Source organism: Pseudoduganella sp. SL102 (genome assembly GCF_027856995.1).
Taxonomy (GTDB): Bacteria; Pseudomonadota; Gammaproteobacteria; order Burkholderiales; family Burkholderiaceae_D; genus Rugamonas; species Rugamonas albidiflava.
Genome location: NZ_CP115554.1, coordinates 563,851 through 584,332 on the forward strand (window position 1 = coordinate 563,851; position 20,482 = coordinate 584,332).

At 63.1% G+C, this 20,482-nt stretch carries 14 protein-coding genes and 1 tRNA gene; 11 read left to right on the forward strand and 4 right to left on the reverse strand.

The features are described 5' to 3' along the window. Positions 1-65: 65 nt before the first annotated feature. Positions 66-1,406 (reverse strand): S41 family peptidase, encoded by a 1,341-nt coding sequence (locus OU994_RS02510; RefSeq protein WP_131149393.1) that lies wholly within the window; start codon positions 1,404-1,406, stop codon positions 66-68. Positions 1,407-1,901: 495 nt separating this feature from the next. Here OU994_RS02510 and OU994_RS02515 point away from each other — a divergent pair, with 495 nt between their 5' ends. The 3 genes from OU994_RS02515 (at position 1,902) to OU994_RS02525 (ending at position 6,940) form a co-directional block, all read left to right on the forward strand. After that, on the forward strand, positions 1,902-2,477 hold the full coding sequence (locus OU994_RS02515) for a hypothetical protein (RefSeq protein WP_281609495.1): 576 nt from the start codon (positions 1,902-1,904) through the stop codon (positions 2,475-2,477). Positions 2,478-2,663: 186 nt separating this feature from the next. Then, positions 2,664-4,763, forward strand: coding sequence for a M13 family metallopeptidase (locus tag OU994_RS02520; RefSeq protein ID WP_373922535.1), 2,100 nt, complete (start codon positions 2,664-2,666; stop codon positions 4,761-4,763). Positions 4,764-4,897: 134 nt separating this feature from the next. After that, entirely contained in the window at positions 4,898-6,940 is a 2,043-nt protein-coding gene (locus OU994_RS02525) for a M13 family metallopeptidase (protein ID WP_281609496.1), read from the forward strand. A gap of 82 nt (positions 6,941-7,022) precedes the next feature. On the opposite strand, the gene OU994_RS02530 is transcribed toward OU994_RS02525, so the two are convergent. Then, positions 7,023-7,799, reverse strand: coding sequence for an N-acetyltransferase (locus OU994_RS02530; RefSeq protein WP_281609497.1), 777 nt, complete (start codon positions 7,797-7,799; stop codon positions 7,023-7,025). A 505-nt stretch (positions 7,800-8,304) separates the two neighbouring features. Beyond that, the gene (locus tag OU994_RS02535; protein WP_131148301.1) at positions 8,305-8,898 is read right to left on the reverse strand and encodes a cytochrome c5 family protein; all 594 of its coding nucleotides are present in this window, start codon (positions 8,896-8,898) and stop codon (positions 8,305-8,307) included. Between the two features lie 255 nt (positions 8,899-9,153). On the opposite strand from OU994_RS02535, the gene OU994_RS02540 reads away from it, so the two are divergent. From OU994_RS02540 to OU994_RS02575, 8 genes are all read left to right on the forward strand, one after another. Continuing rightward, a tRNA-Arg gene (locus OU994_RS02540) sits at positions 9,154-9,229 on the forward strand. 531 nt (positions 9,230-9,760) lie between these two features. After that, the gene (locus OU994_RS02545) at positions 9,761-10,864 is read left to right on the forward strand and encodes a DegT/DnrJ/EryC1/StrS aminotransferase family protein (RefSeq protein WP_281609498.1); all 1,104 of its coding nucleotides are present in this window, start codon (positions 9,761-9,763) and stop codon (positions 10,862-10,864) included. A gap of 1 nt (position 10,865) precedes the next feature. Beyond that, complete coding sequence (locus OU994_RS02550; protein ID WP_281609499.1) at positions 10,866-11,819, forward strand: glycosyltransferase family 2 protein; 954 nt, start codon at positions 10,866-10,868, stop codon at positions 11,817-11,819. Beyond that, on the forward strand, positions 11,803-12,762 hold the full coding sequence (locus OU994_RS02555; RefSeq protein ID WP_281609500.1) for a WxcM-like domain-containing protein: 960 nt from the start codon (positions 11,803-11,805) through the stop codon (positions 12,760-12,762). The genes OU994_RS02550 and OU994_RS02555 overlap by 17 nt, the downstream gene beginning before the upstream one ends. Continuing rightward, complete coding sequence (locus OU994_RS02560; RefSeq protein ID WP_131148297.1) at positions 12,755-13,126, forward strand: GtrA family protein; 372 nt, start codon at positions 12,755-12,757, stop codon at positions 13,124-13,126. Before OU994_RS02555 ends, OU994_RS02560 begins: the two co-directional genes overlap by 8 nt. Beyond that, complete coding sequence (locus tag OU994_RS02565; RefSeq protein WP_281609501.1) at positions 13,123-14,691, forward strand: glucosyltransferase domain-containing protein; 1,569 nt, start codon at positions 13,123-13,125, stop codon at positions 14,689-14,691. The genes OU994_RS02560 and OU994_RS02565 overlap by 4 nt, the downstream gene beginning before the upstream one ends. Before the next feature lie 226 nt (positions 14,692-14,917). Further along, positions 14,918-15,871: an EDSAP-1 family PEP-CTERM protein gene (locus OU994_RS02570; protein WP_281609502.1), complete on the forward strand. Its 954-nt coding sequence runs from the start codon at positions 14,918-14,920 to the stop codon at positions 15,869-15,871. A gap of 75 nt (positions 15,872-15,946) precedes the next feature. Beyond that, positions 15,947-17,485, forward strand: coding sequence for an FAD-binding oxidoreductase (locus tag OU994_RS02575; protein WP_281609503.1), 1,539 nt, complete (start codon positions 15,947-15,949; stop codon positions 17,483-17,485). Positions 17,486-17,563: 78 nt separating this feature from the next. Here OU994_RS02575 and prsT read toward each other — a convergent pair whose 3' ends face one another. Further along, the gene (gene prsT, locus OU994_RS02580) at positions 17,564-20,329 is read right to left on the reverse strand and encodes an XrtA/PEP-CTERM system TPR-repeat protein PrsT (protein ID WP_281609504.1); all 2,766 of its coding nucleotides are present in this window, start codon (positions 20,327-20,329) and stop codon (positions 17,564-17,566) included. Positions 20,330-20,482: the final 153 nt, after the last annotated feature.

The window sequence follows — 20,482 nt, forward strand, 5'->3', positions numbered from 1 at the left end:
CTGAAAAAACGGCGTAAAAAAACGACGCCCGAAGGCGCCGTCCTGCCATCCGGCGCAGCCCGCGCTTACTTTGCGGCGGCTTGCACGATCGCCGATTCCGGCTTGGCCGTCTGCACCGGCAAGCCCTTCAGGTGGTTCAGCGCCTGCGCCAGCTGGAAGTCGCCGGCGCCGCCGTACTCGAGCGGCTTGCGCTTCTTCTCCAGTGCCAGGATGCGAGCCTGCTCCTCCAGCTCGTCGCGGCGTTCCTTGGCGGCTTCCGCCTCGCGGTCGTTCGCCAGGTGCCGGGACAAGTCCGCCTCGCGCATGCGCAGCGCGTTCAGGCCGTCGCCATCGGCATATTCGTTCACTTTCAGGTCCGGCACGATACCCTTGGCCTGGATCGCGCGGCCGTGCGGCGTGTAGTAGCGCGCCGTGGTCAGCTTCAATGCCGTGTCGGCCGTCAGCTGCCGGATGGTTTGTACCGAACCCTTGCCGAACGTCTGCGTGCCGAGGATCGTTGCGCGCCCGTAGTCCTGCAGCGCGCCGGCCACGATTTCGGAGGCGGACGCGGAACCGGTGTTGACCAGCACCGCCAGCGGGATGCGCTTGACGGCGTCGGGCAGGCGCGCCAGCGGGTCACTGTCGCTGCGCAGCGAATAGTACTCGGCGCGCGCGTAGTAGATCTGCTTCGAATCGGGCAACTGGCCGTTGGTGGATACCACGGGCGTGTCTTTCGGCAGGAACGCCGCGGCCACGCCGATCGCTCCCTGCAGCACGCCGCCGGGATCGTTGCGCAGGTCGAGCACCATGCCCTTCAGGTTGGGATCCTGGCGGTACAGTTCGGTGATCTTGGCGGCCAGGTCGTCCACTGTCGGTTCCTGGAACTGCGCCACGCGCAGCCACGCGTAGCCCGGCTCGACGATCTTGCCCTTGACGCTCTTTTGCAGGATTTCCTCGCGCACCAGGTTGAACGTGAGGGGCAGCGGCTCATCGTCGCGCAGCACGGTCAGCGTGACCTTGCTGTGCGGCTCGCCGCGCATCTTCTTCACCGATTCATCGAGCGACATGCCTTTCAGCGGCATCGCATCGAGGCGGGTGATCAGGTCGCCGGCCTTGATGCCGGCGCGGTAGGCCGGCGAATCCTCGATCGGCGCGACGATGCGGATATAGCCTTCGTCGCCCTGGGCGATCTCGATGCCCAGGCCCACGAAACGGCCCTGCGAGCCTTCGCGCAGCTCCGCGTAGGCTTTCTTGTCGAGATAGGCCGAGTGGGGATCGAGCGAGGCGACCATGCCGGAGATGGCGTCGGTCAGCAGTTTCCTGTCTTCGACCTGCTCGACGTAATCGGACTTGATCAAGCCATACACATCGGCCAGCTGGCGCAATTCCTCCAGCGGCAAGGCAGGCTCCTCGGCACGTTGCGCCATCGCGGAAAACTGCAGCGATACGGCGATGCCGGCCACGACGCCGAGGCCGACCAGGCCCGCGCGGTTGAGTGCACCCTTCAGGCCACCCTTCGCGCTCTTGCTTGCGCTATTGCCCACGTTATCGCCCACGTCCGTGCCGGCGCCGTTGCTATCGCGATTGTTCACGCAGTTACTCATGTAGATGCCCTTCAAGACGCGCAGCGGTCACTCGACGGCCGCCGGATCAGTATAAACCCGATTTTCCACAATGTAGTGGCCTGCGCACGGCGCGCCGGCGCCTGGAGGCGATTTAGATTGCCCTTCGATTCATTTTTATAAACCGGACAACATTGCCGCTTCTTGACGGCTTGTACGTCTGCGTTAATGAGAGTAAGGAAATGTAAGAATGCCGGAAAGGCATGAAATCGCGTCCTACACTTGGCCCGTATTTCTCTCTACCCTGAAGTGGTTTTGGCCTGCGTTCCCAGCGCAGGCTTTTTTTTGCACGGAGCATTCATGAACACGTTGACGAAGGGCGCGGCCGCGCTGGCCGCCGCTTTGCTGATCGCCGGCCCGGCGGGCGCGCTGCCGATGATGGACATGCGCGCGCAGGACTTGCTGATGATGGCGCCTGCGCTGAAGGACTCGCTCAAACTCAATGCCAACCAGCAGACCCTGTGGCAGCAGACCGAGAGCCGGACCCGGGCGCTGCTGCGCGAGCGCCAGTCGCGCGCGGAACGGATGCAGGCCGCATCGCTGCAGGCCTTGCAGAAGGCCGATGTCGAATTGCGCGACCTGGCCGGCGCGCTCGACGGGGAAGGCGGCGCCGAACTTTCGGAGGAAAAGCAGCTGCGCGAGTGGTGGCTGACGGTGAACGATGCGCTCGACGAGCCCCAGCGCCGCGCGGTGGCCGTGTTCCTCGCCGAACAGCTGCAACGCAAGCCGGAAGGGCCGGGTGGCGGCAATGGCGGCGGTGGCGGACCGCGCGGCGAAGGCGGCGGCGGGCACCGTGGCGGGCCGGGAGGCGGAGCGGGCGGGGGCATGGGTGGTGGCATGGGAAACATCGGCGGCGGGATCGGCATCGGCCGCTGAGCGCTGGCGGCGCGCGGTGCAGGTCAGGTGCACGTGCACGTGCAGGTGCAGGTGCGCGCGTCCGCAACCTCGTGTACGCTAACGGATGGGCCAGCGACGCCATGCGGCAGCGCGCCACCCGCAACCAAGAGTCAATCCCGGGACCGGGCCCCACGAAGGACCGTTCCCCTTTCCGAAAGCGGCCACGTGAAACGACATCTCCTCTCCACCCTCATTCTTGCACTGTGCGCCACGGGCGCGATGGCAGCCGACACCGCTGCGCCGGTATCCGGCATCGACACCCAGTACATCGACCATGGCGTGCGCCCGCAGGACGACTTCTTCGAACACCTGAACGGCGGCTGGCTGAAGACGGCCGAGATCCCGGCCGACAAGGCCAGCTGGGGCTCGTTCATGAAGCTGCGCGACGATACGCTGCCACAGCTGCGCGGCATCATCGAAGCTCTGGCGGCGCGCAAGAACCTGCAGGGTGACGAAGCGAAGATCGCCGACCTGTACGCCAGCTACATGGACGAGAAAAAACTCGATGCGCTGGGCACCAGGCCGCTGAAAGCGGAGCTGGCACGCATCGCCGCCGTGAAGGACAAGGCGGCGTTGCCCGCACTGGTGGCGTACCTGAACCGCCTGGGCGTGGTGACGCCGTATGCGGTGCGCGTGTCGCAGGATGCACGCGAATCGTCGCGCTACGTGGCCTACGTGGCGCAGAGCGGCCTGGGCTTGCCGGACCGCGATTACTACCTGAAGAAGGACGACGCCAAGCTGGCCGACGCGCTGGCGAAATACGAGCTGCACATCGCCAGGGTGCTGGCACTGGCCGGCCAGAAGGATGGCGCCGCGCAGGCGAAGCATATCGTGGCGCTGGAGACCGCACTGGCGCAGGCGCAGTGGACCAAGGTGGAGAACCGCGATCCCGTCAAGCGCTACAACAAGGTGGCGATCGGGCAATTGGCCGCGCTGGCGCCCGGCTATGACTGGCAGGGCACCCTGGCCGCCGCGGGCATCACGGGCCAGACGGCGAAAGTGCCTGCCCAGGCGCCTGCTCAGGTTCCCGCTCAGGTGCCCGCTCAGTTGCCCGCTCAGTTTCCCAATTATGTGATCGTGATGCAGCCCAGCTACCTGCAGGGTTTCGTGAAGGTGCTGAACGACACCGATCTCGCTACCTGGAAGGCCTACTTCACGTGGCAGCTGCTGCGTGAAGCGTCGCCGTACCTGTCGAAGCCGTTCGCCGATGCGCACTTCGCGTTCTATGGCACCGTGCTGACGGGCGTGACGGAACAGCCGCCACGCTGGAAGCGTGGCGTGGGCGTGGTCGAAGGCGCGATCGGCGAAGGCCTGGGCAAGCTGTACGTGGCGCAGCACTTCCCGCCGGAGCGCAAGGAGCGGATGGAAAAGCTCGTCCAGAACCTGCTGGCGGCATACCGGCAGAGCATCGACACGCTCGACTGGATGAGCCCCGAGACCAAGAAGGAAGCGCAAGCCAAGCTGGCCAAGTTCACGCCGAAGATCGGCTATCCGGACAAGTGGCGCGACTACACGAAGTTCAAGACCGTGCGTGGCGACCTGCTGGGCAACCTGCGCCGTGCCACGGAATTCGACTATGACCGCAACATCGCCAAGCTGGGCCAGCCGGTCGACCGCGCCGAATGGGGCATGACGCCGCAAACCGTGAACGCCTATTACCGCTCGACGACCAACGAGATCGTGTTCCCGGCCGCGATCCTGCAGCCGCCGTTCTTCGATGCGAAAGCGGACGATGCCGTGAATTACGGCGCGATCGGTGCCGTGATCGGCCACGAGATCAGCCATGGCTTCGACGATTCGGGCAGCCAGTCCGACGGCGACGGCAACCTGCGCAACTGGTGGACCGAGCAGGACCGCGCCAACTTCAAGGCCAAGGCCGACCGGCTGGTGGCGCAGTACGACGGCTACAGCCCGCTGCCCGGCTACAACGTCAACGGCAGGCTGACCCTGGGCGAGAACATCGCCGACAACTCGGGGCTGGCGATCGCGTACAAGGCATACAAGCTGTCGCTGAACGGCCAGCCGGCGCCGGTGATCGACAGCCTGACGGGCGAGCAGCGCTTCTACATGGGCTTTGGGCAGGTATGGCGCGCCAAGATGCGCGAAGCGCAGCAGATCGTGCAGGTGAAGACCGACCCGCATTCGCCGGGCCGCTTCCGCGCCAACGGTACCGTGGTCAACCAGCCCGGCTTCTATGAAGCATTCGGCGTGAAGGAAGGCGACAAGCTGTATTTGAAGCCGGAAGAACGCGTGATCATCTGGTGACGAGCATCCAGTGACGAGCTGGCAAAAAGACCACAGCCCGTGGTCTTTTTGCATTCACGGCGGGCCGGTATGGTATTGTCGGCCGACCGGCATCGACCGGTAAACCCATTGTCCAAACTAGAGGGAAAACCACCTTGAAACGACACCTGTTAAGTGCATTGACGCTGAGCCTGTTGGCCGGCGTGTGCGGCGTTGCCGGCGCGGCCGACAAGGCCCCGACCAAGACCGCCGCATCGGGCATCGCGATCGAATATATCGACCCATCCGTGCGCGCCCAGGACGATTTCTTCGTTCACACCAACGGCAAGTGGCTCGCCACCACCGAGATCCCGGCCGATAAATCCAGCTGGGGCGCGTTCCACAAGCTGCACGAGGATACCCAGCCGCAGCTGCGCAAGATCATCGAGGACGCGGCCGCGAGCGCGAAGGATGCGGACCAGCAGCGCATCGGCGACTTCTACGCCAGCTTCATGGATGAAGCGCGCGTCGAGCAGCTGGGCGTCGCGCCGATCAAGGACAACCTGGCGAAGATCGCCGCGATCGGCGACAAGAAAGCGCTGCCGCAGCTGTTCGCCGAATTCAACCGCCATGGCGTGACGGCGCCGGTCAACCTGACCATCCACCAGGACAACAAGGATTCGACCAAGTACGTGGTCGATTTCTTCCAGGACGGCCTGGGCCTGCCGGACCGCGACTACTACCTGAAGAAGGATGACGCCAAGCTGGCCGAGGCGCTGGCCAAGTACGAGACCCACGTGGCGAAGATGCTGACGCTGGCCGGCGATGCGAATGCCGCCGCCAATGCCAGGGCCATCGTGGCGTTCGAGACCGAGATCGCCAAGATCCAGTGGAGCAAGGTCGAACTGCGCGACCCGGTGAAGGCGTACAACAAGTACGACATCGCCAAGGTCGGCGAGCTGATGCCCGGCTTCGACTGGAATGCCTACCTGGCCGCCACCGGCATCCAGGGCAAGGCCACGTATGTGATCGTCAGCCAGCCGACCTATTTCCAGGCACTGGACAAGGTGCTGGCCGATACGCCGATCGATACGCTGAAGGCCTATGCGCAGTGGCAGCTGATCCACGACGCGGCACCGTACCTGTCGAAAGCCTTCGTCGACGAGAACTTCGCGTTCTACGGCACCACGCTGTCGGGTGCGACCGAAAACCGGCCGCGCTGGAAGCGCGCCGTCAGCTCCACGGAAGCGGCGTTTGGCGAAGCGATCGGCAAGGTCTATGTGCAGCAGCACTTCCCGGCCGAATACAAGGCGCGCATGGAAGTACTGGTGAAGAACCTGCTGACCGCGTTCCGGCAAAGCATCAATACGCTGGACTGGATGACGCCGGCCACGAAGAAGGAAGCGCAGACCAAGCTGGCCAAGTTCACCACCAAGATCGGCTACCCGAACAAGTGGCGCGATTACTCGGCGCTGACGGTCAAGCGCGACGACCTGCTGGGCAATGTGCAGCGCGCCAACGAGTTCAACTACAACAAGGAATTGAACAAGCTGGGCAAGCCGATCGACCGCGACGAGTGGCTGATGACGCCGCAAACCGTGAATGCCTACTACAACCCGGAAATGAACGAGATCGTGTTCCCGGCCTCGATCCTGCAGCCGCCATTCTTCGATCCCAAGGCGGATGATGCGGTGAACTACGGCGCGATCGGCGGCGTGATCGGCCACGAGATCAGCCACGGCTTCGACGACCAGGGCGCCCAGTACGATGGCGACGGCAACCTGCGCGACTGGTGGAGCCCGGCCGACCACAAGAACTTCAAGGCCAAGACCAGCCAGCTGGTGGCGCAATACGGCGCCTACAGCCCACTGCCGGGCTATAGCGTGAACGGCGAGCTGACACTGGGCGAGAACATCGGCGACAACTCCGGCCTGGCCGTGGCGTACAAGGCCTACAAGCTGTCACTGAAGGGCAAGAAGGCGCCGGTGATCGATGGCCTGACGGGCGACCAGCGCTTCTACATGGGGTGGGCGCAGGTATGGCGCATGAAGATGCGTGAACCTGCGCAGATCGTGCAGATCAAGACCGATCCGCACGCTCCCGGCCAGTTCCGCGCCAACGGCACGATGCGCAACCAGCCGGGCTTCTACGAAGCCTTCAAGGTGAAGACCGGCGACAAGATGTACCTGGCGCCGAAGGAGCGCGTGATCATCTGGTAAGCGTATTGATGAATGCGCCGGCTGCATGGCCGGCTCCCGGAATGCCCCGCGTGAGCGGGGCATTTTGTTTGCGCGGCCGCTGTCAGGAAATCGACTTCAGGCGATTCAGGATACCTTCCTCTTCCCGCACGGAGAAGAAGAATGGGAAGAGTGATCGCTGGGCCTGGCTGGGGGCCTTGTCGGCGGTGCCGCCGAATTGCCTGATCTGTTCCGCCATCTCGGTCAGCTCGGCGGCCAGCAGGTAGGCGGGCGCCTGCACACGGGGGTTCTCCCGCACGGTTCCCACGCGTTTGAATCCCAACATGCTTTCGTAGAAGCGGCGATGGCGCGGATTGACTTCGATCAGCGCATGGGTGCGGCCATGGATATGGTAGGAGTAAATGAACAGCGTGTGAAACAGTGCCGCCAGCGCGTGTTTCGAGCGTACGGTGTGGTCGAATGCGAGCTTGGTGATTTCGCACAGCTTTCCGCCGTCATGGCGCAGCGCATCGACGTGATCCTTGAAGATCTCGTCCGCCAGCAGGCCGGACGACGAGTCGATACCCAGGGTCACGGTACCGATCGTCGTGCCGTCCTTTTCCGATGCGGCCAGCGTGATCCGGTTGGGATTGGATTCGACCTTGTGGGAGGAACCATAGCCGCGCCACGCATACATCTTGTTGATCAGCAGGCTGGCGGAATTGCGGCCGTCTTCGGTATCGGCCAGGCGGATGCCGAAGGTCTTTGTATCGATGAGGACATTTTGAAGAGCGCCGGAGGGTTCAGCCTCCGATACGGGCAAATCGTTCTTCAACCCGAGATCGTTGTCCAGATGATCTCCCGGCCCGGAGGCATTTGCCCTTTTGCTAAAGGTTGCCATGAGTTCCCCTCCGTTGATACTCAATGATGCGTCTTTGCCGGTCCAGCGATCCCTTCGGCCGGGCTATCCAGGCACTCCTGCCGAGGAAAAGCCGAAGAATCAGTGCGCCTGCTCGTGTTCAAGTCAACTATTGCAAGGTCCGGTACCGGGTTCAGGGGGAAGGCTGGAGCACAAGCCTTCGGTGATCGCCAGGTGCCATGCGTGTTCATCCATCTTTTGCGGCTGAGAGAAGCCCCGTCATTATCGTTGCGTTATCTCATGTACAGTTGCAGTGCCCGCATTGCAGCGATGATATACCGAAGCCAGGCTCAAGGATCGCAAAGATTGATGGATGCAGGCCTGCAAGCGGATGTGGGGTGCTCGGGGACGTCATACCCACCCGGATTGTCACCGCTGACAGGGTGCTGCTCCGATGGTCAATCGATCCTGAACATTCTTCGGCATGACCTCGCGCCGAGCGACGCAACGGTCATGCCGGGGGCAATGCGCTTTCCGGTATCGTTGCTCAGCCTTTTGGCGGCTGGGCGGCTTCGGCGGCGGAAGGGGCGCCGGCGGCAGGTGCTGCGGTCGCAGGTGCGGCGGCAGCAGGGGCGGGCGCTTCGGGTTCCTTGAACTTGGCGCCGGACTGGTTGGCCATGAACACGACCGCGCGCGCTACTTCGACATCGTCCAGATCCGGATTGCCGCCCTTGGCCGGCATGGCGCGCAAGCCTTCGATCGCATGCTTGACGACCGTGTCATAGCCTTGCGCCAGGCGTGCCGCCCAGGCACCGCTGTCGCCCGTTTTCGGGGCCCCCGCAATACCCGCGCCATGGCACGCCTGGCAGGTCGACGTGTAGACCGCTTCAGCTGTCTGCAACACTTTTGGTGCGTTCGCATCCTTGAACGTGAAGCCTTCGTCGGCGACCGGTTTCAGGCGGCTCGCGATGGCTTCGGGCGACATGGCATCGGAGCCGGCACCGGTCAATTTTTGCTGAGTGACGAACTGGACCAGCAGGACAATGCCGAAGATGGTGACAAGAAAAAATGCGATGACTGCTGCTGCAAGTTGCTTCGGAGTCCGGATGACGGATTGGTGCTCGTGGTGTGCGTCGCTCATGATTTCCTTAGTACAAGTGGCTGGTAGACCAGCGCGTTAATGTTGTGCACATCTGGGTACTTGGGTATGGCAGACTTCTGGCCGAGAAACCGGCTGATTATAGTCCCAAAATTATGGAGCGGGAAACAACTCGGCCATGCGGGAAACGCCACGCCGTCACCGCTTCGCAGGGGCGGGGCACGATCCCGGTGAGCAAAATACTTGTGCTTTCGGATAGACGCGCGGCACGAAAGCCGGTATCCTTCGGTTCTCCGTGCGGCTGTAGCTCAGTGGATAGAGTATTGGCCTCCGAAGCCAAGGGTCGCTGGTTCGATCCCAGCCAGCCGCACCAATAGAATCAATGCGTTACGAGGGTATTCGGTATCCGGACAGACATGGTTTTCTGTTCGTGTAACCCTCAAGTAACCTTCCTGCATTACCCCCCTGTATTACCCCCCCTGTATTACCTCTCCTGTATTACCCCCTTATTACCCCCTTATTACCTTCCTGTATTGCTTCTCCTGCGTCACCCCCCTGCATCACCCCCTGTTGTTGCCCGTACTTATTCCGGTTCTCGCCGCCCGCCGATATGACGCATGGCCGACTGCCGCATGCTCCGAAGCCCAGGTTCCCATAGCCGCTCGTCGGCTGCACGCGAGTTGCGGCAAGGCACACTGACTTTCAGATTACTACTTTTGGTGACGAACACCATGGCACGTGCCAAGCCCATGCCAAATGTGCACAACCCGGCTGAATCTCCGGAAACCAATAAATACCTTGCTGAGCAGCCTGCCGACGGCCGTGCCGATGCCTCTTTTCACGCCTGGAAATTGTCGTATAATCAACTGAGCGAATTTCTTCGGAATAATTATAAGGGTAACAAATGGTCATCCAGGTGCCGCTCTTTTCATCGAAGATCGCCAATGAAGGCGTGGACTTGGCCGGCGCATTGCACCGCGTGCTCGAGCGGAACTGGTACGTGCTCGGTACGGAGGTGGCCGCCTTCGAAGCGGAATTTGCCGCCTATCAAGGGGCCGAATCGTGCATTTCCGTGGCGAACGGCACGGATGCCCTGGAAATCGCCTTGCGCACGCTGGGCATCGGCCCGGGGAAACGGGTAGCACTGGTGGCCAATGCGGGGTTTTATGGCAGCACCGCGGTGCATGCCGTGGGCGCCGAGCCGTGCTACGTGGATGTCGATGAGGCCACGCTCACCATGGCGCCCGCCGCCCTGCAGGCGGTGCTGGCCACGGGCGTCGATGCCGTCATCGTCACGCATCTGTATGGCCAGATGGCCGACATCGAGCGGATCGCCGCGCTGGCCACGGATGCCCGGGTGCCCCTGATCGAGGATTGCGCCCAGTCGCATGGCGCCATCCGCAACGGCACCCGCGCCGGCAGCTTCGGCGACCTGGCCTGCTTCAGTTTTTATCCGACCAAGAACCTTGGCGCCATCGGCGATGGCGGTGCCATCACGACCAGCGACAAGGAACTCGAGACGCGGGCCCGCCGCCTGCGCCAGTATGGCTGGGGCAAGAAGTACCATGTGAGCGAAGCGGGCGGGCGCAACAGCCGGCTCGACGAATTGCAGGCCGCCGTGCTGCGTGAAAAACTGCCCATGCTCGACGACTGGAATGCCCGGCGCCGCGCCATCGCCGCCCGGTATTCCGCCGCCTTTGCCGGCCTGCCCATCCGCTTGCCGGCCTCGAACGGCGGCGATCATGTCGCCCACCTGTATGTGATCCGCGTGCCGGACCGCGCCGCTTTCATCGCCAGCATGAGCGCCGCCGGCATTGCCACCGATATCCACTATCCCGTGCCCGACCATCTGCAGCCTGCCTACGCGCAGGCTGGCAACGTCGCCTTGCCGGTGACGGAAGCCGCCAGCGGCTCGGTCGTCACGCTGCCGTGTTTTCCGGGGCTCGACGATGAAAGTGTCGAGCGTGTCATTGCCGCGGTGCGCAGCCACTTCGGCACCGGCCACTGACATGCTCAGCCTGATTGTTCCTGTCTACGGGAATGAAGGCTCGCTGCCCGAACTGCTGGCCGCGGTCACCCGGCTGAACGACAGCGTTGGCGGCGATTTCGAAACCGTCTTCGTTGTCGATGCCAGCCCCGACAACTGTTATGTGTTGTTGCGCAAACAGCTGCCGCAACAGCGCTTCCGGTCGCAACTGGTCCTGTTGTCGCGCAATTTCGGTTCCTTTGCCGCCATTCGCATGGGCCTGCAGTTTGCCAGGGGCAGCCGCTTCGCCGTGATGGCGGCCGACTTGCAGGAACCGCCCGAACTGGTGTTGCGGATGAACGACATCCTGCAGCGCGATGAAGCCGATGTGGTGGTCGGCGTGCGCGAGGGGCGCAGCGATCCGCTGGCTTCGCGGCTGATGTCAGGCGCTTTCTGGTGGCTGTACCGCAAGTATGTGATGCCGGACGTTCCACCCGGCGGCGTCGACATGTTCGGCTGCAACCGCGAATTCCGCGATACCCTGCTCACGCTCGAAGAGCGGCATTCATCGCTGATCGGGCAACTGTTCTGGATCGGTTACCGCCGCAGCGTGGTGCCCTATACACGGCTGGAGCGCCAGCATGGCAAGTCCGGCTGGACCTTCCGGAAGAAATGGAAGTACCTGATGGACAGCGCATTCTCGTTTACCGACCTGCCCATCAAGTTGCTGATCCGCGTGGGCGCCGCCGGCACCGCCCTCGTGACGGCGCTTGCCGTCGTGGTGGTGGTGGCCCGTCTCAACGGGCTGATCGCCGTGCCGGGTTACGCCATGACCATCCTGACGATGGCCCTGCTCGGTTCCATCAACCTGTTCGGTCTCGGTATCGTCGGCGTCTATGCCTGGCGCACCTATGAAAACACCAAGCAGCGGCCCAACGCCATCCATCGCCAATCCCACGTCTTCGAGGGCGCCCATGTACATGCACACCAACGTTGATTATTTCATCCACGAGCGCGCCATGTGCGAGTCGCCGCACATCGGCAAGGGCACCCGTGTGTGGGCATTCGCCCATGTGTTGCCGGAAGCGCGCATCGGCGCGGACTGCAACGTCTGCGACAACGTGTTCATCGAGAACGATGTGCGCGTGGGGGACCGCGTGACGATCAAATGCGGCGTGCAGTTGTGGGATGGTGTCACGCTCGAGGACGACGTGTTCGTCGGGCCGAACGCCACCTTCACCAATGACATCTTCCCGCGCAGTAAGAAATTCCCCGAGAAATTTGCCCGCACGATCATCCGGCGCGGCGCCTCGGTCGGTGCCAATGCCACCATCCTGCCGGGCATTACTGTCGAGCAGGGCGCGATGATCGGCGCCGGCGCCGTGGTCACCCGCTCGGTGCCGCCGAATGCCATCGTGGTGGGCAACCCGGCGAAGATCGTCGGCTATGTCGATGCCAAGCCGGTGCCTGCCGGCGATACCGCGCCGGCGGGAGCCCTGGGAGCGGGATTGAATGTCAGCGCCACCGATGTACGCGGCGTGACCCTGCACAAGATGAAGGAAGCGGCGGATATTCGCGGCAGCCTGTCGGTGGGCGAATTCGACCGGGATATTCCGTTCGTGCCGGCGCGTTATTTCCTCGTGTATGGCGTGCCCACCGCGGAAACCCGCGGCGAGCATGCGCACCACGAGTGCCACCAGTTCCTGGTGGCCATCAAGGGCTCGGTGCACGTGGTGGCGTTCGACGGCAGGAAGCGCGAGGAATTCGTACTCAATGCCGCGACCACGGGCCTGTACCTGCCGCCGATGACCTGGGGTATCCAGTACAAATACTCGAGCGATGCCGTGCTGCTGGTATTCGCCTCGCACCACTACGACAATGCCGACTACATCCGCAGCTATGACGAATACGTCGAGCTGATCTCGCACCGGTATGCATAAGGGCAGCGGCCTGCGTTTCCTGCTTGCCGGGGGATTGAACACCGCTGTCACCTACCTGATGTACCTGGCGCTGCTCGACGTGGCCGGCTACCAGGCCAGCTATGCCATCGCCTTCGTGTGCGGTATCGGCATCAGCTATGTGCTGGGCCGCGTGTTTGTCTTCAAGGTGCACCAGGGCTACCGCTCGGTCCTGATGCTGCCGCTGGTGTACCTGGTGCAGTACGCGGTCGGGGCTGCCGTCGTGTGGACGTGGGTCACCTGGCTGCGCCAGCATCCGGCGCTGGCGCCAGCCGTGGCCATCCTCGTCACGCTGCCGCTGACCTATCTTTTGAGTAAGTTCGCGTTCGCGGGAAAAATCCGATGAGTGCGATAACCGCGTGGCTGCGGCGCCAGTGCTTCAGCTGGCGGGAACTGTTTATCCTGACGCTGGTCGGTATCGTGGCCAATGTGTACTTCCTGGCGAACTATTCGCCGTCCATCGATGACGAGCTGGCAGCGGTGCGCGCCAGCAGCGAAATCTGGATCGCGCAGGGGCGCTTTACCACGTATCTGTTGGAAACCCTGCTGTTCCCGCAGGCGTCCATTCCCTTCAGCCCGTATCTCTTCCTGGCCTTGATGCTGGCGCTGACGCACATGCTGCTGGTGCGTGCCCATGGCGTGACGCCGGGGTGGCGCAGCTACGCGGCCTACTGCCTGTTCGTGACTTACCCGACCTGGTGGCTGATCGAGGAATTTTCGGCCAATGTGCCGGCAACCGGCATCGGCTTCCTGCTGGCCGCCGCCGCGCTGTGCCTGCAGGCGGAAGCGCCAGCCGATGCGCTGCGCCGCTGCTTTCGCCACTTCTCTCGCCACGAGGCCGGCCGGCTGCTGGCCATCGGACTGTTGCTGGCGCTGTGCGCCGGGGCTTACCAGACCCTGCTGCTGCTGTTCGCCTGCGGGACGATCGGCGTCGCCCTGTGCCGTTCGATCCAGGGCGATGCCGCTTTCCCGTGGCGGCAGACGTGCCTGCGGATTATTCACGGCGGCGTCTGCCTGGTGGCGGGGGCGTTGTTGTATTTCGCGTTGAACAAGCTGGCGCTGGGCCTTTCCGGCACCCGGCCGGAATACGTGGCCGGCTTCATCAATCTCGACAATCTGAAAGCGCCGTACTGGCTGGTGGGCTCGATTGCCTTGGAGGCGTGGGAAATCTATTCCGGCTCGGCCGGGCAATTCGGCGCGGCGATGCCTGCCGCGGCCGTGGCACTGGCCTGCACGGCGATCGCGGTGGCCCGCGCCCGCGCCGGCGTGGCGCTGCCGAACTTGCTGTTGTTCGCACTCCTGCTGGGAACGCCTTTCCTGCTGTGCTTGCTGACGGGGCCCGCCAGCCTGCCGCTGCGTGCGATGGTGGCGTTGCCCTATGTGATCTGGCTGTCTGCGCTGCTGGCCTTTACGTACCAGCGTGGCGCCGCCTGGATCGCCGGCCTGGTGGTGTTTGCGCTGTTCCAGCTGCAAATCGTGAACCTGACGTCGCAATACATCGCCACCGCTACCCTGGTCCAGCACCAGGACCGCTTCATGGGGTTCGACATCGGCCGCCGCTTGCTGCTGCTGCGTGGCGGCGACGAGGCCGGAAAGCCGATCTGGCTCGACGTCTACGGCCACGGCGCGGAAGAGCGGGTATCCCTGTTCGCCGCCGCCCAGACGGGCGTGACCAGGGGCTCCTTCTTTGGCTGGGACAAAGGCAATCTCCAGCGCATCGCCGCTTATTTGCGGGTGCTCGGCTTCGACACTGTCCGTCCGGCACCGCCCGCTGCGCGCAGCGCGCTCACCACCCAGTTCGAACAGATGCCGGTGTGGCCACACGAGGGTTCGTTGCGCCGCAGTGGCGATTATTACCTGCTCAAGCTGGGCAAGACGCCGGATGCGGCCCATGTCGTCCCGGCCGAATAGTTATGACATCGCGAGGAGATTTGCTCCAGCTCATGCGTTGTATTGATCGATGCCTGGGGCAGGGCTGGGAAACTGAGCTAACCGTACTGTCGAAAAACTTTACAGTTGATTTGTGAAATAACAAGCTGTCGCGATAAGTGGTTGATTTTATTGCATGGTCAAGTCTGGCACGGTCCGTGCTTAATATCATTGAGGCAAGACCAACCGCTTATTTCCAGGAGAAATCATGAAACTCAAATCACTGCTCGCCGCAGTCGTCCTGTCCGCCATCGGCGTTACGCCAGCATTCGCAGGCGTGGCGGGCATGGCTGACCTGTCCATTTCCCAGCTGCTGGTGGTGGATCCAGCCAATCCTACCCAGCCGAGCCCGTTCGCTGGCCAGATCCGGATCACCAGCGATTCGCGCACCGGTACGGCAGCGTCGAACTATAACAACGTACAAGGTACCGGGATCGGCGCCGCCAGTATCACGGACACCCGCACCGACGGCACGACCGCCTCGGTCGACGTGCAATACCGTGCCGCCGGCCCGGATGCTGGCGCAGTCAATGCCATCTACGGCGGTTCGGCCGAGAACAACACCGCCGCGAACTTCGTGGCGAACAACGGCAATTACGCGCTGGGCGACATGAATATCACGGGCAATGCACTGGCTGGCGGTGCCAACGGCCTGACCCGCGCCGACTCGTCGGCCGATAACCCGAACGCATCGGGCGGCGCCAATGCCACGATTCTGAACGGCGTGACGGTCATCACCGACTTCACGGCAGGTGTGACGGCCGACCTGGCATTTGCACTGACCTACGACGCATTCGTCAGCGCATTCGTCGATGCGCTGCTGCCGGCAAACCAGAATTCCCTGGCTTCCGGCGCCATCACCTTCAACCTGACGCTGCGCAACCTGACGACCGGTACCACCCTGCTGAGCTGGAGCCCGGAAGAACTGAATCAAGGCTTCCAGTCCACGGGCTTTAGTGAAAATGCCGTGCATGACGAGGCAGGCACGATCGTTTCCGACACCATCAATGTCGTGGCCGGTAACCGCTACAGCCTCGTGATCAACCAGGCATCGAACTCGACGATCCAGCTGCAGGCAGTGCCGGAACCGGAATCGCTGCTGCTGGTCGGCCTGGGCCTGCTGGCCATGGGTGTGACCGCACGCCGCAAACGTCTGCAATAATCGCGAGGCAGTCAGTCCTTTCGCAAGCCCGGGCATGCCCGGGCTTTTTCCATTGGTTTTCATGCATTGGTCATCATGCCAAGACATACCGCTGACACTTCCAACGTTACAGGCCTGGCGCAACCGGGAGGGCGTATCCTGCGGCCACGCACCACCGCCCAGGTACAGCGCATCGTCCGGCTCGCCAATCGCCGGGGATGGACCATCAATCCCGTTTCGACCGGGCTCAACTTCGGCTATGGAAGCGCGTCTCCCGTCCGGCCCACCGATATCCAGCTCGATCTCAGCCGGATGACGGCGATCCGCAATGCCGCGGAGATCTCGCGCGGCAATCCGGTGGCCGTCGTCGAGCCCGGTGTCACCCAGCAGGGGCTGTATGCCTGGCTGCAGCAGCATCATCCCGATCTTGCCTTCAACGTCACCGGCTCGGCACGCGAGACCAGCATCATCGGCAACGCGCTGGACCGCGGCGTGGGCTATTTCGGTCCGCGCAAGGAAGACCTGTTCGGCCTGGAAGTGGTGATGGGAACCGGTGAACTCGTGCACACCGGTTTTCGCCGGCTCGGCGAAGCCTCGCCGCTGGCGCACAGCCATCCTTACGGACTGGGTCCGATTCTCGATGGCCTGTTTTTCCAGGGTAACTTCGGCATCGTGACGAGTGCCTGTTTCCGCCTGGTCCCCAGGCGCCCGCAGGCCGTCGCGGTATCGCTCGGACTGCGCGACGGCAAGGACCTTGCGGCCTTCATCGACCGGCTCGCCGAGCTGAAACGGGAAGCCGTGATGGACTCCGTCACGCATATCGGCAACCGCCAGCGCAGCCATGCATCGCTGATGTACGGCATCACTACCTACCTTGAAAAGGAGTGCGGCCGCACGCCGGAGGCAGCCGCCGCGGAAGCTAGGGAAGCGCTGGCGCTGATCGCCAAAGGCGACTGGACCAGCCTGGGGGCCGTTACCGGCTCGGTAGCGCAGGTGCGTGCCAATCTTGCCGAAGTGCGCAAGCGGATTGGCGATATCGCGACAGTGCGCGTGTTGAGCGAGGAAAAGCTGGCACTGGGTTACCGGGTGATGCACGCGCTGCGCTTCTTCCGCGTGGCACGAACGAATGCCGCGGCCATCGCCGCGATCCGGCCACTGCATGTGCTGGCGCTCGGCCAGCCCACCGATGCGGCGATCGACAATCTGCTGTGGCGGTATGGCCGCAGCGACCTGTCGGCCACGCAGCTCGACCAGACGAACTGCGGCCTGATCTTCATCAACCCCGCCTTGCCGATGAATGGCGCCCTGGTGGCGAAGATCGTCCGCGAGCTCGAGGAGGTAGCCCGGCCGTTCGAACTGTACATGACGATCAATATCGAAACCGCCACGTCGCTGGTAGCGGTGATCAACCTGTTGTTCGACCGTAGCAATGCGGACGTGGCGGCGGCGGCCCGCGCGACCGCCGATGCCCTGCATGCTCACCTGCGCTCACGGCAGCTCGAGGTTTACCGGGCACGCGCGGACATGATGGAAAGCGTGGTCGACCCGGCCGATCCTTATTGGCAGGCCGTCGGGGCGATCAAGCAGGCGCTCGACCCGAACGGCGTCATCGCCCCCGGTCGCTACAGCCCCTGACCAGGCTCATATCCTGATGCCAATGGTGATACCGTCGGCAGGCTTGGCACCGGCGTAATGGCCGCCGGCAGCAACCGGTCAGAGCTGTTTCAGCAGGGCGCGCGCCTGTTCCGCCTGGGCGACGTCGCTTTTCGCGGCCAGCAGGGTTTCCAGCTCCTTGCGCGCCGCCGCCTTGTCGTTGTTGCGTGCGTGCGCGGCGGCAAGATGGTAGCGGATGTCGGCTGCGCCGGGTTCCGCTGCGCTGGCCTTCTTCAGCAACGGCAAGCCGCGCGCCAGATCGCCTTTGTCGACCAGCATCCAGCCGAGCGTATCCATCACGGCGCCGCTCTGCGGGAGTGCCTTCAAGGCTTGCTCCGCGGTTGCCAGGGCCCGTGCATCGCCTGCGGACTGGTACGCCAGCGCCAGGTTGTTCAAGATGATCCCATTGCCTGGCAGCTCTTTCAGCAGCGCCGTGAACGTGTCGATCGCGGCCGGGTATTTCTTTTGCGAGACATACAGTTCGCCAAGGTAGACGCCGATGGCATGGTCCTTCGGCCGTTCGCTGCGCCATTGCTGGACCAGCCTTAACGCTTCGTCGGGACGGCCCGCCTGGCGGTAGGCATTGGCCAGCTTGATGCGCAGTGGCGATGACCCCTTGCTTTCCTGCAAAGCGCGCTGGTAGAGCGGAATCGCCAAATCCGGCTTTTGCTGGGCTTCGCGCACTTCCGCTTCGACGATCAATCCAGGAAGCTTGCTGGCCGGCCGGCTCTGCACTTCACGGGCGAACATGATCGCTTGCTCATGATTACCGCGACGCACTTCGACAGCGATGCGTGCCAGTTTGATCGCTACGTCATCCGGACGCTCGGTATGTGCCTTGCGCAAGACATCGGCTGCAAGGTCGCGTTCACCCAATTCCTCGTAGGCAGCAGCCAACCGTGCCGTAATGCCGCTCGTGCGCGGTGTCACGATGGCCAGCCGGCCATAGGCATCCAGGGCGGCGGTCTTGTTGCCGTTGGCTGCGTGCGCCTTGCCCAGCATGTCGAGAAGCGTCGGGTTTTCAGGGTCCGCGACTTGCATGGCGGAGATCAGCGTCAGCGCCTTGCGTTTCTCGCCGAGGGCAAGATACTGCTGCGTCAGCCGGAGGGCTGGTCCAGCCAGCTTTGGCTCGGCCGCATGGGCTTTTTCCAGCCACTTCGTGGCGTCGGCCTGCTTGTTTTCCGCGATTGCGAGGTCGGCCAGGGCCAGCATCGCTTCAGCGCTGCCAGTTTTCTTGTCCACAAACGCCTGGTAGCGCTGGCGTGCCGCGTCCAGTTTCTTGTCGGCGATGTCCATCCGCGCCAGGTTACTGACGGCCGTGAAATAAGACGGTTCCAGCTGCATCGACTTTTCAAACGCGGTGCGCGCGGCGGCGCGGTCGTTCAGGCCCAGCAGCGCGCCACCCTTGAGGTTGTGCAGCAGCGCACTGTTCGGCACACGCTGCACCATCTGGTTGAGCACGGCCAGTGCTTCGGGGTACTGTCGCAACTGCAGATGCGTCATGCCCAGCACGATGCCGGCGTCGACCGCGGTCGGCGCGCTCAGTTCCAGGCCTTTGCGCATGGCCTTTATCGCGCCGGCACTGTCACCCTTGCTCATTTTCGTCAGGCCGAGTCCGACATGGAGCTGCGCGTCCGCCGGCTTCAGCCCGATCGCCCGCTCGAACGTGGCAATGGCGTTGTCGTACTGCTTCAGGTTCAGGTACGCGCGGCCTGCGATGTTGAGCAGCGCCGTATCGGTGGAGGTATCGAGCGATGTCTTCAGCTGGACCAGCGCGTCCTGTGGCTGGTTCAATCCCACGTAGACCGACGCGAGCATCTTCCGCGCATAAATGTTGCCCGGGTCCGACTCGATGTAGCGTTTCAAGTGCTGCTCGGCCTGAGGGAGCGAACCCAGCGTGAACTGGGTGGCCCCGGCCAGCAGTTGGCTGGGCATATGGTCCGGAGCCGCCTTCAGGAGGTTCTGGATACTGGCCAGGGCTTCCTTGTATTGACCTTGCGTGAATTCGAGCTGCGCTTGCGCATGATAGGCCAGCAGGTTTCCCGGAGCGGCCTTCTTGAATGCGGCAATACTGTCGCGTGCGGCATCGAATTTCTTCTGCTCGATGTCCAGGTAAGCCTTTTGCAGGTAGGCAGCTCCGGTCTCCGGATTGGCCTGCAATACCTTGTCGTACGTTACCCGTGCCGCATCCAGCTTGCCCATGGCCTTGTCGATATCGGCCCGGAACATCAGCGCCTCGACGTCGGTGGGATTGTGCGAAACGGCGCTGTCGGCCAGGCGCAGGGCGCCGGCGATGTCGTTCTTCAACAGTGCATGCCGCGCCAGGCCGTTCAGCGCATTGCTGTTGTTCGGTTCGAGTTTCAATGCACTATCGAAAGCCTGGCGGGACTCGTCCAGCTTTTGCAGGGCAAGGAAGGCGTCGCCGCGCAGGCTCAGCAGGGTCGCATCGGCCGGGGCCGATGCTGTCTCATCCAGGACAGCTTGCGGCTTGTTCAGCAGCAGCAGAGACTTGGCAAGCATCGGTAACACGTCGGCCCGTTTGCTGCCGAGATCGATAGCTCGCCGCAGTTCCTTTTCAGCCGAGACATGGTCACCCGTTTTCAGGTACAGGCGGCCAAGCGCCAACCGCGCGGCAGCGTCGTCAGGCCTGGCCTGCAGCGCATTCTTGAGCTGGATGATCGCCGCCTTGCTGTCGCCCTTGCTTTCGTATTGCCTGGCCTGGGCGATCAGCTGTTCGGGCGACTCATCTTTCGAGCACCCTGCCATGGCTGCAAGAACCACCACGAGGGCTGCCGCTACTTGCTTTTTAGTCATGCTGTGATGCATAGATCGTCCTATCGATAGCACTGTCGAGCGCGGGCTTCCCGGGCGCCAGCATCGAAGATCATATACTGAGGAAACACAAAGGTGTTAATAAAATTAAATTATGGAAAGCGCAAGATCGGTGACTACTTGGTTAAAACGCGACACCACACAACG